Origin of the sequence: Acutalibacter sp. 1XD8-36 (assembly GCF_009917525.1) — a bacterium.
Taxonomy (GTDB): domain Bacteria; phylum Bacillota; class Clostridia; order Oscillospirales; family Acutalibacteraceae; genus Acutalibacter.
Genome location: NZ_QZDU01000003.1, coordinates 193405 through 209355, shown reverse-complemented (window position 1 = coordinate 209355; position 15951 = coordinate 193405). Strand labels below are relative to the sequence as shown.

Sequence of the window (15951 nt, the reverse complement as noted above, 5' to 3'; positions counted from 1 at the left end):
CCCCTCAGGTTTTTTCAACATTAGCCGAGCGCGATATATTCAGCAGTATGCCCATCTCGCCCAGCAGCATTAAGAGCGCCGTGCCGCCGTAGCTGAAAAAGGGCAGGCTAATGCCCGTGTTCGGCACGGTATTTGTCACCACGCATATATTCAGCGCCGCCTGCAGGCCTATCTGGAAGGTGAGCCCCAGGCCCAGCATTTTGCCAAAGGTGTCCTTGGCGTTAAGGGAGATATGCACCCCCCGCCACACCAGAAGGGCAAAGAGTATCATTATCACCAGCGCCCCCACCAGCCCCAGCTCCTCGCAGACTATGGCGAATATGAAGTCGTTCTGGGGCTTTGGAAGGTACATATACTTCTGCCTGGACTGCCCCAGGCCCACCCCGAAGAGCCCCCCCGAGCCTATGGCGTAGAGGGACTGGCGGGTCTGCCAGGTGGCGTCGTTCTCCTCGAAGGGGTTCAGCCACACCTCTATGCGGCCCATCTGGTAGGCTTCAGAGCCCTCGCCGCCCCTGTTCATATAGAGGTACACTACCAGCGCCGCCCCCAGGGCCCCCATTGCAAGCCAGCGGAATTTGGTGCCCCCCACAAACATCATCATGAAGCCCAGCAGGCCGATGATAAGGGTGCCGGACAGGTGGTGCTCGGCCATGACGAGCCCGGCAAAGAGCACCAGCACCAGGGCGAAGGGCATTACCCCCCTTCTGAATGTGTCCATCTCCTTCTCCCAGCGGGAGACAAAGTCTGCAAAGAGCAGTATTATGGCAAATTTCGCCACCTCCGAGGGCTGGAGCCTCACAGGCCCCAGCTCAAGCCAGCGGGTCGCCTCACCCTCCGAGGAGCCAATCAAAAGCGTCAGCACCAGCAGCAGCACCGTGCCCACCGCCACCCACAGGGTGGTCCTGCCCCTATGGTAGTAGTGGTAGTCGATGGTGGAGATAAACAGCATGGCAGCAACGCCGAACAGGGCGAACTCCCCCTGGCGCACTATATAAAAGTAGCTGTTGTCCTCCCTGTAATAGCTTTCGGCGTAGCTTGCGGAGAACAGCATTACAAGGCCGATTGCCAGGAGCACCATAATGAACACCAGCAGCGGCATGTCAAGCCCCTCCCCCAGGGAGATGAGCTTATAGTGCTTTTTGCGCCTGCGCCTGCGTCTCTCCGGCTCCCGCCGCTCCTCCGGAGGCCTGTTCCCCGGCACCCGGCGCAGGCCCCTGGCTGTGGAGTCAACTCTACGAGTTACTCCGCCGGCTCTCTGAGCCGCTCTCCCTCGTACCGCTCCTGCGGGCATGAAAGCCCCCCTTTCCTTTTAAAGTAATGTACCCATAATACCTATTCTGTCCAGTCAGACGCCGTACAATACAGCCAGCACCGCCAGAATCCCGCCGATAACGGTAATGCCGCCGAAGACCCCGCATATCTTATATTCGCTCCAGCCGCACATCTCAAAGTGGTGGTGTATGGGGGACATCTTGAAGAGCCGCTTGCCCCCTGTGCGCTTGAAATACGTGACCTGTATCACAACTGAGAGTATCTCCCCCCAGTATATAAGCCCCGCCGGCAAAAGCAGTATTGGCATATCCAGGCCGAAGGCCAGGGCCCCTGCCATGCCCCCCAGGAACAGGGAGCCGGTGTCGCCCATGAACACCTTTGCCGGGTGGAAGTTCCACAGAAGAAACCCAAGGCAGGCCGCCGCCGAAGCCGTCCCCAGGGCAGTCATTCCCGCCATGGACAGGTGTGCCGCGCATACGGTGAATGCCACAAAGACCACCATTGTCACGGAGGCGTTCAGGCCGTCAATGCCGTCGGTGAAGTTCACGGCGTTTGTAAGGCCCACTATCAGTATTGCCGCCAGGGGGTAGTACATCAGCCCCAGGTCCACAGGGCCTATAAAGGGGATTATAGTGGTCGTGTCCTCCCCGGCGAGCTTCATAGACAGCAGGTATGCCCCTGCCACCAGAAACTGCAGGACCAGCTTCTGCTTTTCCGTAAGCCCCAGGTTGCGCTTTTTTACTATGCCGATATAGTCGTCCATAAAGCCAATGGCCCCGTAGCCCAGCGCCATCCCCAGGCCCCCGAAGACCCTCGTGAGCATTAGGGGGGTCTCAAAGCCCTGCTGGATATACCATAGGGGCACGCATATGAGCACCGCCGCCGTAGTGCCGGCGATGAACATTATCCCCCCCATTGTGGGGGTGCCCTGCTTTTTCTTGTGCCATTTCGGGCCTATCTCCCGGATAGTCTGCCCGAACTTCAGCCTGTGGAGCAGCGGTATCACCCACCAGCCCAGCACCGCTGTGACCCCGAAGCCTGCCGCCGCCGTTATCAGGAACCATGTACTGTTCATTTTGCGCTTCCTCCTCAGTTTCCCCTTTTTTATTCTGCTATGGTAACGGATGTGTCCGTGCTAAGGTTGCTTGCAAAGGTCAGGGTTATCACCGTGCCCTTCTTCACCTTCTCCCCGGCGGGTATGCCCTGCATCATTACCCTGGTGTCCCCGTCCCGGTTGCCGTTTACAGTTATCTGCAGGTCGTTTATATGGGCCTCATAGCTGGCGTTTATCAAATCCATCTGGAAGAAGTCCGGCACCTCCACCATAACCTCGTTCACATTATAGCCGGTGGTAAACATCACCACCTTGCCCTCCTGGGGCACTGTAGCGCCGCCCTCGGGTATCTGCTCGGTTATCTTATACTCGTCCCAGCCCTCTTCGTCGTCGCCGTTGCCCTCTATGTCGTACTCAAGGCCGGCCTCCCTTATGGCGGCAACAGCCTCCCTTATGGTCATGCCCACCACGTTGGGCGCGGCGGTGTCCCTGTGCTCGTTGTACTCGTCCTCGTCATACATGACTTCAACCCCCAGATAGGGCAGCAGCTCCTGCATGATAGCCGAGAAGATGGGCCCGGCTATGGCGTTTCCGGCGGTATAGCCGCCGTTGGAGCTGGCGTCCGGCTCGTCGAAGAACACAAGCAGGGCGTACCTCGGGTCCTCAGCCGGGGCGAAGCCGCAGTATGAGGCAATATAGGTCATCTTCGCGTTGGGGTCCTCCAGCAGGTCCTCATTATGCTTATCCACCTTCTCCGAGGTGCCTGTCTTGCCGCATATCCTGTAGCCGGACACATAGCCGCCCCTGGCAGTGCCCGAGGCCACGTTCTGCCTTAAAATATCGCATATCGTGGCGCTGGTGTCCTCGGATATCACCTGCCGCCTGTAGCTGCAGTCGGCGTTCCTTACGATATTGCCGTCCTCGTCCACTATCCTGTCCACCACATGGGGCCTTACCAGGTACCCGCCGTTTGCCACGGCGGCGCTGGCGGTTATCATCTGTATGGGGGTTATGGAGAAGTTCTGCCCGAAGGCCTCAACCACCAGCTCCACCTCGCCCATATTGTCCACGCTGTGCAATATGCTCCTTCCCTCCCCGGGCAGGTCTATGCCGGTCTTATCCGCCAGGCCGAAGGCCTCCCTATAGCGGCAGAAAAGGTCCGGGCCCAGCTCCCTGCCTATGTGCATGAACCAGGGGTTGCAGGAGTTGCAGAGCCCCTCCCTGAAGGTGGTGGTGCCGTGGCCGTCATGGTTCCAGCAGTGTATGGGGTCCTTCACCCCCTGGAGCTTCTCGCCGCCAGTGCAGGTATACTGGCTATCCTCTGTTATCAGCCCCTCCTCTATGCCCATTGAGCCCACGCACATCTTGTACACCGAGCCCGGGTAGTAGAGGTCCGAGACCGCCTTGTTCCTCCACTGGACACTCATGGCCTCCCTCTTGACCTCTATCCGCTCGTCCCCCTCGGGTACCGACTCCACCTGCTCCAGCAGGTTCTGGTCAAGTATGGTAAAGGGGTCGTTGGGGTCGTAGTAGGGGTATGTTGCAAGGCCCAGGATACCCCCGGTGTCCACGTCCATCATAACCGCCACGGCGCCATTTTTTATCCAGAACTTCTCTATGCCCTCCTTAAGGTACTTCTCAAGGACGCTCTGCACTGTCTCGTCAATGGTGAGCACCAGGTTATAGCCGTTCTCGGCCTCCACTATCTGCTCATACTCAAAGGGCATATCCGTGCCGAAGGCGTTTTTCGCGGCTATCAGCCTGCCAGCGCTCCCCGAGAGCTCCTCCTCGTAGTAGAGCTCCAGGCCCTCCAGCCCCTGGCTGTCGTCCCCGGTGAAGCCCAGGATATTGGAGGCGACGGTGCCGTAGGGGTAGTACCTTTTATAGTCGGCTATAAGCCTTATGCCGTTGCCTATCTTGTTGTCGTTCATAAACTGGGTTATCCTGTCCCTGACCTCTGTCTCCACCTTGCGGGCTATAACGTCGTAGTATGAGCCCACCTCCCCGGTGCGCTCATAGAGCTCGGCGGCGTCAAGGCCCAGGATTTCCGAAAGGCCGTTTGCCACCTTCCTTCTCAGGTTGTCGTCCTCTGCAAGGTAGTGAGGCTCCAGCACCACCGTCCACACCGAAGCGCTCTGGGCCAGGACCTTTGTGCCTGTGGCGTCGTAAATGGTGCCCCGCATGGCGGGCAGGCCAGTGCTCCTCAGGCTCTGCTCCATGGCCTTGGCGCTGAGCTCCTCGCCGTTTATAAGCTGCCAGTGCACAAGGCTCATTGCCGCCGCGCCGAAGCCCACTATCAGCAGCCCGCACATAAGGCCTATTGCCTTCTTTCTTATTTTTTCAGCTGTGCCCTTTGCCATACACTCTCCTCCGAAAGCTTTTTATAAAAATGAGAGCCAAAATCGGGATTGGCCCTCGATGTTTCATTTTTATTCTCTACGGGGCGGGGTTATTACTGCCAGGGGTTCTGGGGAAGCCCTGGGGTTCCCCGGAACCCTTCTTCCCAATCAGGCAAACCAGCCCCTCACCGCCGCTATGGCCCTGTCAAGCCAGGAGCCCTCGCCAAGCTCCTGCACCACCGTGCCCCGGTCCTGCTGGGCCACGTGCAGGTACACCACTTGGGACCCTGTGACCTTCCCCATGCCCATCTGCTCCGTGGCGTAGCGCTCAACCTCCGCGTCGGACATCTTCTGGGCCGCCTGCATGGTAAGCTGCACCTCCAGGCTCTTTGCCTCCTCCAGGTCCTTCTTGGCCTCGTTTATCTTCTCGGTCAGCTCAGTCAGCTGCACCTCGCTGTACACCGCCGTCATCACCGCCGAGAATATCAGCCCGAAGCACAGCCACGCCGCCATGCGCATAAGGTTCCGCTTTGGCCTGCGCCTCTGCTCCGGCTCGCCCTCAGGCTCCTGCTTTGGCAGCTCGACAATTTTCGGCTCCGGCTCAGCCTGGGGCAGCTCCATGGGCTGGTACGCGTGGCTGCCGTCTATGCCGTAGTCAACCACGCCGTAGTCATTCGTGCCGTACCCCTCTGCTTTGTTCCTGTCCTCAAAATACGAAAAATCGTATGCCTCAGCCCTGTTCGCCATTTACTCGTCCTCCCCGGCCGGCCCCTTTGGCCTGCCTGATTTTTTCTCTCCCAAAAGTTACAGCTTTTCCAAAACCCTGAGCCTTGCGCTCCGGGCCCTGGGGTTTTCCCTCAGCTCCTCCTCTGACGGAGCTACCCCCCTGCGGTGCACGAGCCTCCCCCCCGGCTTCTTCCCGCATACGCACACCGGGAAGTCCGGCGGGCAGGTGCAGCCCCTGCAATACTCCGCCATCCTGCGCTTTACTATCCTGTCCTCCAGGGAGTGGAAGGTTATCACCGCAAGCCTTCCCCCGGGCCGAAGGAGCTTTAGGGCGCTGTCCAGCCCCTGCTCCAGGGCCTCAAGCTCGCCGTTCACCGCTATCCTCAGCGCCTGGAAGGTCCTCCTCGCCGGGTGCCCCTCGCCGCGCCTTACCGCTGCGGGCACCGACTCCTTTATTATCTCTGCAAGCTGTCCGGTGGTCTCTATAGGGCCCTCCCCCCGGGCCCTGACGATACCCTCGGCTATCCTCCTTGCACTCCTGTCCTCTCCGAACTTAAATATTAGCTCCCCCAGCTCCCGGCTCCCAAGGCCGTTCACAAGGTCAAAGGCGCTCTGCCCTTCCTGGCTCATGCGCATATCTAAAGGGGCGTCGTGGTGGTAGGAAAACCCCCGCTCCGGCGTGTCCAGCTGGTGGGAGGACACCCCTATGTCAAGGAGCACCCCGTCGGCCTCAGTTATCCCCAGCTCCAAGAGGAGCTCCCCCATCCGGGAGAAATTCCCCCTCACAGCCGTGAAGTTCGGGAAGCCCCCCAGCCGCTCCCCGGCGGCCTCTATGGCGTCAGGGTCCTGGTCTATGCCCACAAGCCTGCCGGAGCCCTTCAGGGCCTCCAGTATGGCCCGGGAGTGCCCGCCGCCACCCAGCGTGCCGTCTATATAGGTCCCCCCCGGCACTATGTTCAGCGACTCTATCGTCTCCCTGAAGAGGACGGGCTTATGCTCAAAATCCATTGCAGGCCGCCCCCCTTTGTGCTAAAATAAGTTTATATGCTGAATATGCTGAAGTTTGAAAGCTCCCGGCCTTCCGGGACCTTACAGCGTCAGCAGGTTCATCAGCTCCTCAATATCCGCCGGGTCCTGGGCGTCGTTATAGGCCTTCCAGCGCCCGGTGTCCCAGAGCTCTGCCCTGGTGGACTCCCCCACCAGCGTCACATCCTTAGTGAGCCCCGCGTAGTTCCTCAGCTGCTCGGGGATAAGTATCCTCCCCTGCTTGTCCGGCTCCACCTCGGCCGCCTGGCCGAAGGTCTTCCGGAGAAGGAGCTTTGCCTGCTGGGGCGGCAGGGCCTTTATCTTCTCCGTGGCTATCTGTATCTGCTCCTCGGAGAGGAGGTTCAGGCAGCCGTCCGTGCCAATCATCACATAGAAGCGCTCGCCCAGCTCCTCGCGGAAGCGGGAGGGGACCGTTACCCGGCCCTTTGGGTCCATGCTGTGCTGATATTCACCTGTCAGCATGGCTCCTCACCTCCCCCACTTTACCCCACTTTACCCCACTTGGGTGTTATTATTATACCTTATCCCCCACCTGATTGCAACCGCAAAATCTTGTTCCCCTGGGGCCCGGGAAAGCTCGAACGTGCCTTCGACCTTATTTTGTGGGAACAAAAATTCCCCTTGCTCCATTTAGCAAGGGGAAAATTATCACTATTAGCAATCTGGCTGTTCTGCACAAAATATCCTGCCTACATTTGTGAATTTCTCTGAGAGTTCTTGATATTCTGCCTGGTTTTGCGGAGCTCGGTGAGGCTTTCGGATATGGACTCGTCCGTGCGGCGCATTATCTCCTCCACATACTCGTTGCAGGCCTTCCTGGTCTCCCTGGACTGGGTCTGGGCCTGGGCAAGCACCTCGTTTGCCCGCTGCTGGGCTTTCAGTACGACCTCTTCCTGGCTCACAAGGGACTTTGCCCGCTCCTCCGCGGCCTGGATAATGCTGTCCGCCTGGCGCCTGGCCTCGTTTATAATCTGCCCGTGGTCGGCGACTATGCGCTTTGCCTCGCTTATCTCCTGGGGGAACACGTCTCTGATATCGTCAAGGATATCCCGTATCTCCTCGCTGTCCACCAGCACCTTCCCGGAGGATAGGGGCATTTTCCAGCCCTTTTCAAGGGCGTCGTACATTTCGTCTATCAGGTCTTCGATGGTCGCTTGATTATTGCTCATTCTGCTCCGTTTCCTTTCCCGGCATTCTAAATCAAGGCCCTTACCGCCTTGAGCAGAGCCTCTCGCTTATAGTGTCCAGTATGCACCCCGGCACAAAATGGGAGATATCCCCCCCGAACCCCGCCACCTGCTTCACCATTGAGGAGCTTAAAAACATGTGCTCCGCGCTGGTGGAGAGAAATATGGTCTCCAAAGAGGGGTTCAGCTTCTTGTTGGTCAGGGCCTGCTGGAATTCATACTCAAAGTCCGTCAGGGCCCTCAGGCCCTTCACCACCACTGCCGCGCCCTTTTCCCTGGCGTAGTCCGCAAGCAGGCCCTCCACCCGGTCGCACTCCACATTGGAGAGCCCCGCGGCCTTCGTGACCTTGGAGAGCATGTCAATGCGCTCCTCCACGGTGAAGCTGTAGCGCTTGTCCGGGTTTACCGGCACAGCCACTATTATCCGACTGAAAATTTTGCTTGCCCGGCTTATAATATCCAGGTGCCCAAGGGTCACCGGGTCAAAGCTGCCCGGACAGATGGCTGTGGTAATATGGCAGCTCATGTCTCCCCGCTCCTCTGCTGTTTCTCACCGGCCCTGTACGCCGTCACCGACGTCTTGCCGTACTTATACACCTTGGCCTTAAAAAACTCCCCCGCCCTCTCCGGCAGCTCCTCCCGGCTGCCGTGCTCGCAGAGTATCACTCCCCCCGGGGACATCCGAAGGGCCGTGAGCTCCAGGGCCCGCTCCATAAGGCCCTCCCTGTAGGGCGGGTCTATAAAGGCCACGTCGAAGGAGTCCCGCCCGGCCTTTAAAAAGCCCGCGAAGTCCGACGCCGCTACCTTTGCCCTGTCGCCGAAGCCTGCCGACGCGATGTTTTTTTCTATCACTCTTAGGGACTCACGGCTGCTGTCTACAAATACGGCTTCTCTGGCCCCACGGCTCAAGGCCTCCAGGCCCATCTGGCCTGAGCCTGCGAACAGGTCCAGGAACCTGCGGCCCTCTATGCCGAACTGCAATATATTGAAGACGGATTCCTTTACCATATTGGTGGTGGGCCGCACCTCGGTCCCCTCCGGGGACAGGAGCTTCCTGCCCCGGCGTTCTCCTGCTATAATTCGCATGTTCTGCTCCCTTGTAAGGTCCCGGGGCGCTGCCCCAGACCCTGCCACCTTTGAAAAGGTGGACGAAACTTTCTCACGTTATTATGCCATTTTTTACTGCAAATGTCAACTGTTTTCCCCATGAAAATAGTCGTAAACCCTCTTGGCTGAGGGCTTGTTCATGCCGGGGGCCCTCTCAAGCTCTGAAAGTTCTGCCTCGCCCACTGCCGTGACTGTCTTGAAATGCTTTAAAAGAGACTTTGCCCTTTGGGGGCCCACGCCCTCTATTGAGAGCAGGGTGCTGGATATGGCGGACTTCTTCCGCTGCTGCCTGTGGTAGCCGATGGCGAACCTGTGCACCTCGTCCTGTATGGTGGAGAGCAGGGTAAAGGCCTTCCTGGTGGAGGTGATTGATATTTCCCCGCCGCTTTGGGCTATGGCCCGGGTCCTGTGCTTGTCGTCCTTCACAAGGCCGTATAGGGGCACCTCTATGCCCATCTCCTCCAGGACCGGCTGCACCGCGTTCACATGCCCCCGGCCTCCGTCCAGCAGGATAAGGTCCGGCAGCCGCCCGAAGCCGGTATTGTCCCCCTCTGCCTGCTTCGTTTTATACTCTCCGAAGCGCCTGCCTATGACCTCCCGCATGGAGCCGTAGTCATCCTGGCCCTCCACGGTCTTTATCTTGAAGCGCCTGTATGCGGCCTTTAAGGGCCTGCCGTTTTCAAAGACCACCATGCCCGCCACGTTCTCGTCCCCCTGGAGGTTCGAGATGTCATAGCACTCGATATAGGCCGGGGACTTCTCAAGGCCCAGGAGCCTGCGCAGCTCGTCCAGGGCCGAGGCGTCCCGCCCCTGGAGCCCCGACCTCTGGGCCAGATACTCGGCGGCGTTATTGTGGCACATATCACACAGGTGCTTCTGGCTCCCCTTTTGGGGCACGTTTATTTTCACCGTCTTCCCCCGCCTGTCCGTCAGCCACCTTGCCACAAGCTCCTGCTCGTCGCACTCGCCGTCTAAGGTCACCACCGGGGGTATCCTGTCCCTCATGGCGTAATACTGGCGAAGGAACCCGGAGCGCGCCTCAGGGTCCGGCTCGGTGCCCTCGGTGAGAAAGCTCTCCCTGTCGGTGAGCTTTCCCCCTGTGAACCTGAACACCTCAAAGGCCGTCTGGCTCTCCCCCTGGGCCAGGGCGAAAACGTCCTGCTCAGGCACGGAGCTCTCCACCACCTTCTGCCTGTCCCGAAGCTTATTTATGGCGTTTATCCTGTCCCGAAGCCTTGCCGCCAGCTCAAAGTCCAGCTCCTCAGCCGCCTGCTCCATCCTCCTTGTGAGCTCCCGCACAGAGGTGCTGCTGCCCCCCTTCACAAAGTCCAGGGCCTGCAAAAACGCCTCGTTATAGTCCTCATTGCTCACCTTCCCCCGGCAGGGAGCGCAGCACTGGTCAATATAAAAGTTAAGGCAGGGCCTGTCCTTCCCAATGTCCCTTGGGAACTTCCTGTTGCAGTCCGGCAGCCTGAATATCTTCCTGGCAGCGTCCACCGTCTCCCTGATTGACCAGAAGCTGAGATAGGGCCCTATATACTTCGCCTCATCATCATCCTTCTGGAGCACCGCCGAGAGCCTGGGCCAATCCCCGCCGCTTATCTTTATATAGCAGTACCCCTTGTCGTCCTTCAGCAAAATATTATACTTGGGCTGGTTCTGCTTAATAAGGCTGCTCTCCAGCACCAGCGCCTCAAACTCGCTGTCGGTGAGTATATACTCAAAATAGTCTACATTGGACACCATCTTGCGCACCTTGGCGTCATGATTCCTCTCCGACCCGAAATACTGGCTGACCCTGTTCTTCAAGGCCTTTGCCTTCCCTATATATATTATCTCCCCGGACTTATCGTGCATAATATACACCCCCGGGGTCAAGGGCAGCTGCATGGCCTTAGCCCTGAGCTCCCGCCGTTTTTCCTCTCTCTCGTCCATGGCTGTCACCTCTCCACACTAAAGAAAAAGCACCGCAATACCTGCGGTGCCCAATTTCTCAGAGCCTTACTCGGCGAACCCGGAATTTACCAGGGCCACCAGGGCGTCTACGGCTTCCTGTTCGTCGGTGCCGTCGGCGATGATACGGATGCTCACGCCGCCAACTATCCCTAAGCTCAACACACCCAGCAGGGATTTGGCGTTTACCCTCCGCTCCTCTTTCTCTACCCAGATAGAAGACTTGAACTCATTAGCCTTCTGGATAAAGAAAGTGGCGGGGCGGGCATGAAGACCTACCTGATTCTGAACCAGAACTTCCTTTGCGCACATGTACATTCACTCTCCTACAGAATTTTGAAATTGGACCCCAAAGACTTTTGTTTTACTGCTTTCGTGGCTTCCAGAGCCCTTGGACGTTCACAAACCGCATCATATGGGCCGGTCCGTGAAGTCCTCACAAACTATGCTAATTATACCCACATTTTTTCCCGCCGTCAACAAGTTTAGCGCATTTTTGGGCAGATGAACAAGGAAAAATTTATATTCAATCTCTGACTGTACAGTTTAAACAAATATTTTGAAACTTTTTTTCAGTGTAAATTTTTTGAATAGGCCTCGTATAAGTCCGGACGGTTTTGCTGTGTGACAAGTATTGACTGCTCTCTGCGCCATTTTTCAATGTTCCCATGGTGCCCCGAGAGCAGCACCGGCGGAACCTCCCGGCCCCTCCAGACCACAGGCCTTGTGTATTGAGGGTACTCTAAAAGCCCCTTATAGTGGCTTTCCTCCTCAAAACAGGCCTCCTCAGAGAGCACCCCCGGCAGCATACGGCTCACCGCGTCTGTGAGAATCATTGCGGGCAGCTCCCCACCGGTGAGCACATAATCCCCGATGGAAATTTCTTCCACTCCGTACTCCTCCAGCACCCGCTGGTCCACCCCCTCATAGTGCCCGCACAGGAGCGCCAGCCCCGGCAGAGCCGAGAGCTCCCTTGCCTTCTGCTGGTCCAGCACCCGGCCCCTCGGGGACAAATACACTATATATGGCATATAGCCCAGGTGCTCACAGAGGGCATCCAGGCCCCGGGCAAAGGGCTCGGCGGTGAGGAGCATACCCTTTCCCCCGCCGAACACAGTGTCGTCCACCCGGCCCCTTCTGTCCGGGGAGAAGTCCCTGAGCTGGTGGCAGCAGACCTGTAAAAAGCCCCGCCGCCTGGCCCGGCCCACAATGCTGTTTTCCAGCACCATCGGGAACATCTCGGGGAACAGAGTGAAGATATCTATGCGCATTAGGCCTCCTCACCGTCCCCATCGAAAATGCCCGGGATTGGCAGCAGCTCGATTATGCCGGACTGGATATCCGTGCTCTTTATCATATGCTCCACCGCCGGGAACAGGTACTCCCTGCCGCCGTCTGTGATTCTGTAGACATTGTTTGCCGGGGCGGGGATTACCTCTGTGATGGTGCCGTAGGCCTGCCCGGTTTCGCCGTCTATGGCCCGAAGGCCTATTAGGTCCTCCAGGAAGTAGCGGCCTTCGGGGAGGGTTATGTCGTCACGGTTTAAATATAGAATTTTGCCCCGGAGCCTGTCGGCCTGCTCTACGGTATTGATTGATTTTAGGGTTAATAATAGGCGGCCCTTGTGTTCGCGGCTGCTTATCAGGCCTATGGGCCGGGTGCCGTCGGGGTCGTAGTATAGCTCGCTGAGGCTTGATATTATGGAAGGGGAGTCGGCCCAGATTTCCATTACCAGCTCTCCCCGGACTCCGTGGGTGCGGGTTATTTTGCCTGCTTCTAGGTATTGTTTCATTTTTTGTTCCTCTGCTGTCGTGCTTTTTCTTATCGGGGCTTTGCCCCTCTCCCAAGAGGAACTTTTTATAAAAAGTTCCTCTTGACTCCTCAAAAACTTTTTTCGCTTCGCGCCCTGCAACAAAAAAGGGCGCTCCTGCGCCCTCATGCTATCACTCGATTTCGACCATTACCTTCATATCATTCCGGGTAGCAGCCGCGCGCATGACCACTCTTATGGCCTTGGCAATACGCCCCTGCTTCCCTATGACCCTTCCCATGTCCTCCTCCGCTACATGCAGATGGTACACAGTCACACCATTCTCATTCTCCTCGGCGGTCACGCTGACCTCCTCCGGCCGCTCCACCAGCCCCGAGGCTATAGCCTTCAAAAGCTCCTGCAATTCCTTCTCCCTCCTCTCATTTCTATATCTGCCCTAAACCCTGGTTTCTCAGATAACGCCGTGCTTCTTGAAAAGCTCCCTCACAGTGTCTGTGGGCTGTGCCCCGTCCTCAATCCACTTCTTGGCCTTCTCCGGGTCAACCTTCACAACGCTGGGCTCCTCCATGGGGTTATAGTACCCAATCTCCTCAATAAAACGCCCGTCCCTGGGGAAGCGGGAGTCCGCTACCACGATACGGTAAAAGGGATTCTTCTTAGCGCCCATGCGGCGCAGCCTGATTTTTACTGCCATTTTAACTACCTCCAAATGATGATTTATGTTAATATTTATAATAAAGCACATTTTGTGCGTTTATTCACTCAGGTAAATTTTCATAGGGCCCCAAGCTGGTGATTACCCCAGCCTCCGGACCTGTTTTTGCGCCTGTCTCTATATCGCTCCGGGAACGGATATTATACAGCAGCCCCTCCCGGCACAGCTCCTGGTCCACGGCTACGCTCACTATCTTCATGCACACAGTCACATCGCTGCTCCCGGGCGCGGCCTCGTGCTCCCAGAGCACCCTGCACTCCAGGCTCAGCGGGCACTCAGCCACCCTGGGTGCGTCTATCTCCCGCGCCCTCTCAGCCGTAAGCCCCGCCGACTCTATCTCGTCCTCCTCCCAGCCGTTGCCCCCGATGCTCCTCATGCACCGGTTAAAGCTCCCGGCTGTGGGAAAGTTCACCACCGCCTCGCCCCGCTCTTTGAGTATGCCGTACAGATGGCTCCCGCGCTCAACGCTCATGAGCACCAGCCTGTCTCCGTGTACCCCCAGCCAGGACTGCATTGTAAGATTGCTCCTGCCGTTGCTCTTGTACCCGCTCACAGCCGCCAGCGGCGAAGCTACCGCCGCCACGTGCTCCTGCCAGGACTTGAACCCGAACAGCCTGCCCTCGTCTATAGTGCCGGGGCACTCCTTGAAATCCTGTTTCATAGTCCTTTTGCTCAATACCTCTCAAATCCCACGCTCTCATAGAGCTTCGCCGCTATGCCGTCGACGGCCCGGACAGTGACGATATCAGCGCCGCCCCCAAAGGCGTCCCGGACGGCCCTCCTGCACAGGGCTCCGGAATATCCCTTCCTCCTGTGCTCCGGCAATGTGGCCACAAACTCCAGGGACACGGACCCGCCGTCCACCGCCAGAGCCGCCGCCGACACCGCCCTGCCCTCTGTATCCCGCAGGAAGTAGCATCTGAGCAGCCCGTCCCTGCACAGCGGGTAGTGGTAAACCGGGTGCAGGTCCTCCCTGCCGCCGGACAGGACGCCGTTCACGACCCCTGCCCACTCCGCAAACTCGGCCTGGCTCCCGGCCTCTGTAACCTGCGGCCCGGCCATCTCCTCCGGTCCTGCCAGCGTATACATATAGACCTCGTCGTCCATGCCGGGCTCCCGGCCGGGTTCCGGACGCTCCCTGCCGGTACAGGCCTGGAACACCCGGTCCGAGTCGGTAAGCCCGACCCATACCGGCATCCCCAGCGCCCTTATCTCCCGGGCCTGCTCCAAAAGCTCCCCGGCGGGAAGTCTGTCCAGCTTTAGGTCGTACACGAAGCTTATCCCGTACACCCCGCCCCGGGGCCTCACGAAGGAGTAATGCTCCCGCTCCACCTTCTCCATATGCTCCGCTCTGCCGAACAGGTCCACATAGAAGCAGGCGCCCCGGTCGATATACCCGGCTATCTCTTCTTTCGTCATCCGCTGACCTCCTAGAAGGGCATACCCGGCGGCATACCGCCCATCCCCTTCAGCTTCTTTTTGCCCTTCTTGCCGCCGAACTGCTTCACAAGCTTCTGGGTCTGCCTGAACTGCTGGAGGAGCCTGTTCACGTCCTCCACCCTCTGCCCGCAGCCCGCCGCTATCCGCCTTTTTCTCGAGGCGTTCAGCTCGTCCGGGTGTGAGCGCTCGTAGGGGGTCATGGAGAGTATTATAGCCGCCGTGCGGTCCATTATCCTGTCGTCAATGTCCACATCGTCCAGCTTATTGCCCACCCCGGGCAGCTTCTGCAAAATGCCCTTTATGGGCCCCATCTTCTTCACCTGCTGGAACTGCTCCAGCATATCGTTTAAATCCAGCTTATTGCTCATCATCCGCTGGGCGGTCTTCGCAGCGGCCTTCTCGTCAAGCCTTAGCTCGGCCTCCTCGATAAGGCTCAGCACGTCTCCCATACCCAGTATCCGGCTGGCCATCCTGTCCGGGTGGAACACCTCAAGGCCCTCCAGCTTCTCCCCGGAGCCCGCAAACTTAATGGGCTTTCCTGTGACCGCCTTTATGGAGAGCGCCGCGCCGCCCCTGGTGTCGCCGTCCAGCTTTGTGAGTATCACGCCGGTTATGTCAAGAAGCTCGTCAAAGGCCTTCGCCACGTTTACAGACTCCTGGCCTATCATGGCGTCCACCGTCAGCAGGATATCCGTGGGGCTCACGGCCTCCTTCATGCGCTTAAGCTCGTCCATAAGCTCCTCGTCTATCTGCAGGCGCCCGGCGGTGTCTATCAGAAGGTAGTCGTGGCCGTAGTCCCTGGCGTGCCTCACGGCCTCCTTCGCCGTTTCCACCGGGTCCCCGGTGCCCCGCTCGAACACAGGGGCCCCGGCCTTCTCGCCCATCACCTGGAGCTGCTTTATAGCCGCCGGCCTGTACACGTCGCAGGCCGCAAGCAGGGGCCTATGCCCCTGGCTTTTCAGCATATAGGCAAGCTTCGCCGCGTGGGTTGTCTTGCCCGCGCCCTGCAGTCCGCACAGCATTATCACCGCCGGGGGATGGGCCGGGCTTTTGAGCCGCTCCTCGCTGCCGCCCATAAGGGAGGTCAGCTCCTCGTTGACTATTTTTATCACCATCTGGGCCGGGGTCAGGCTCTCCATGACCTCCTCGCCTATGGCACGCTCCGTTATCTTCCCGGTGAGCTCCTTTGCCACCTTATAGTTCACGTCGGCCTCTAAAAGGGCCAGGCGCACCTCGCGCATGGCGTCCTTAACGTCCCCCTCGGTGAGCCTTCCCTTGCTCCTCAGCTTTTTAAAGGAGCTGCTTAATTTTTCCGCTAAGCCCTCAAATGCCATTGCTAC

Annotated in this window: 18 protein-coding genes; all 18 read right to left on the bottom strand. The window is 58.4% G+C overall.

Annotated features, from left to right (window positions below; translation table 11 throughout):
- Positions 1-4: 4 nt before the first annotated feature.
- Complete coding sequence (gene ftsW / locus D5270_RS07585; protein ID WP_243150255.1) at positions 5-1291, bottom strand: putative lipid II flippase FtsW; 1287 nt, start codon at positions 1289-1291, stop codon at positions 5-7.
- Positions 1292-1345: 54 nt separating this feature from the next.
- Positions 1346-2347, bottom strand: coding sequence for a phospho-N-acetylmuramoyl-pentapeptide-transferase (gene mraY / locus D5270_RS07580; RefSeq protein ID WP_166543524.1), 1002 nt, complete (start codon positions 2345-2347; stop codon positions 1346-1348).
- 29 nt (positions 2348-2376) lie between these two features.
- Positions 2377-4686, bottom strand: coding sequence for a penicillin-binding transpeptidase domain-containing protein (locus D5270_RS07575; protein ID WP_166543523.1), 2310 nt, complete (start codon positions 4684-4686; stop codon positions 2377-2379).
- A gap of 147 nt (positions 4687-4833) precedes the next feature.
- Positions 4834-5412: a hypothetical protein gene (locus D5270_RS07570; protein ID WP_161472415.1), complete on the bottom strand. Its 579-nt coding sequence runs from the start codon at positions 5410-5412 to the stop codon at positions 4834-4836.
- Between the two features lie 57 nt (positions 5413-5469).
- On the bottom strand, positions 5470-6399 hold the full coding sequence (rsmH, locus tag D5270_RS07565; RefSeq protein WP_166543522.1) for a 16S rRNA (cytosine(1402)-N(4))-methyltransferase RsmH: 930 nt from the start codon (positions 6397-6399) through the stop codon (positions 5470-5472).
- A gap of 81 nt (positions 6400-6480) precedes the next feature.
- Positions 6481-6900, bottom strand: a complete 420-nt coding sequence (gene mraZ, locus D5270_RS07560; RefSeq protein WP_161472413.1) for a division/cell wall cluster transcriptional repressor MraZ — start codon at positions 6898-6900, stop codon at positions 6481-6483.
- A 227-nt stretch (positions 6901-7127) separates the two neighbouring features.
- Positions 7128-7607, bottom strand: coding sequence for an ATPase (locus D5270_RS07555; protein ID WP_161472412.1), 480 nt, complete (start codon positions 7605-7607; stop codon positions 7128-7130).
- A 40-nt stretch (positions 7608-7647) separates the two neighbouring features.
- Positions 7648-8151: a pantetheine-phosphate adenylyltransferase gene (gene coaD / locus D5270_RS07550; RefSeq protein WP_202612330.1), complete on the bottom strand. Its 504-nt coding sequence runs from the start codon at positions 8149-8151 to the stop codon at positions 7648-7650.
- Positions 8148-8711, bottom strand: a complete 564-nt coding sequence (gene rsmD / locus D5270_RS07545) for a 16S rRNA (guanine(966)-N(2))-methyltransferase RsmD (RefSeq protein ID WP_166543521.1) — start codon at positions 8709-8711, stop codon at positions 8148-8150. The genes coaD and rsmD overlap by 4 nt, the downstream gene beginning before the upstream one ends.
- 105 nt (positions 8712-8816) lie before the next feature.
- A complete protein-coding gene (gene uvrC, locus D5270_RS07540) occupies positions 8817-10667 on the bottom strand; it encodes an excinuclease ABC subunit UvrC (RefSeq protein ID WP_166543520.1) in 1851 nt (616 codons plus the stop codon).
- Positions 10668-10733: 66 nt separating this feature from the next.
- A complete protein-coding gene (locus tag D5270_RS07535) occupies positions 10734-10997 on the bottom strand; it encodes an HPr family phosphocarrier protein (RefSeq protein ID WP_161472409.1) in 264 nt (87 codons plus the stop codon).
- 260 nt (positions 10998-11257) lie between these two features.
- Complete coding sequence (gene trmD / locus D5270_RS07530) at positions 11258-11956, bottom strand: tRNA (guanosine(37)-N1)-methyltransferase TrmD (RefSeq protein ID WP_166543519.1); 699 nt, start codon at positions 11954-11956, stop codon at positions 11258-11260.
- On the bottom strand, positions 11956-12477 hold the full coding sequence (gene rimM, locus D5270_RS07525; RefSeq protein WP_166543518.1) for a ribosome maturation factor RimM: 522 nt from the start codon (positions 12475-12477) through the stop codon (positions 11956-11958). Before rimM ends, trmD begins: the two co-directional genes overlap by 1 nt.
- A 151-nt stretch (positions 12478-12628) precedes the next feature.
- Entirely contained in the window at positions 12629-12859 is a 231-nt protein-coding gene (locus D5270_RS07520; protein WP_166543517.1) for a KH domain-containing protein, read from the bottom strand.
- Positions 12860-12907: 48 nt separating this feature from the next.
- Positions 12908-13150 (bottom strand): 30S ribosomal protein S16, encoded by a 243-nt coding sequence (gene rpsP / locus D5270_RS07515; RefSeq protein ID WP_161472405.1) that lies wholly within the window; start codon positions 13148-13150, stop codon positions 12908-12910.
- 64 nt (positions 13151-13214) lie between these two features.
- Entirely contained in the window at positions 13215-13832 is a 618-nt protein-coding gene (locus D5270_RS07510) for a flavin reductase family protein (protein WP_166543516.1), read from the bottom strand.
- Positions 13833-13843: 11 nt separating this feature from the next.
- Complete coding sequence (locus tag D5270_RS07505) at positions 13844-14590, bottom strand: GNAT family N-acetyltransferase (RefSeq protein ID WP_166543515.1); 747 nt, start codon at positions 14588-14590, stop codon at positions 13844-13846.
- Between the two features lie 11 nt (positions 14591-14601).
- Positions 14602-15945, bottom strand: a complete 1344-nt coding sequence (gene ffh / locus D5270_RS07500; RefSeq protein ID WP_166543514.1) for a signal recognition particle protein — start codon at positions 15943-15945, stop codon at positions 14602-14604.
- Positions 15946-15951: the final 6 nt, after the last annotated feature.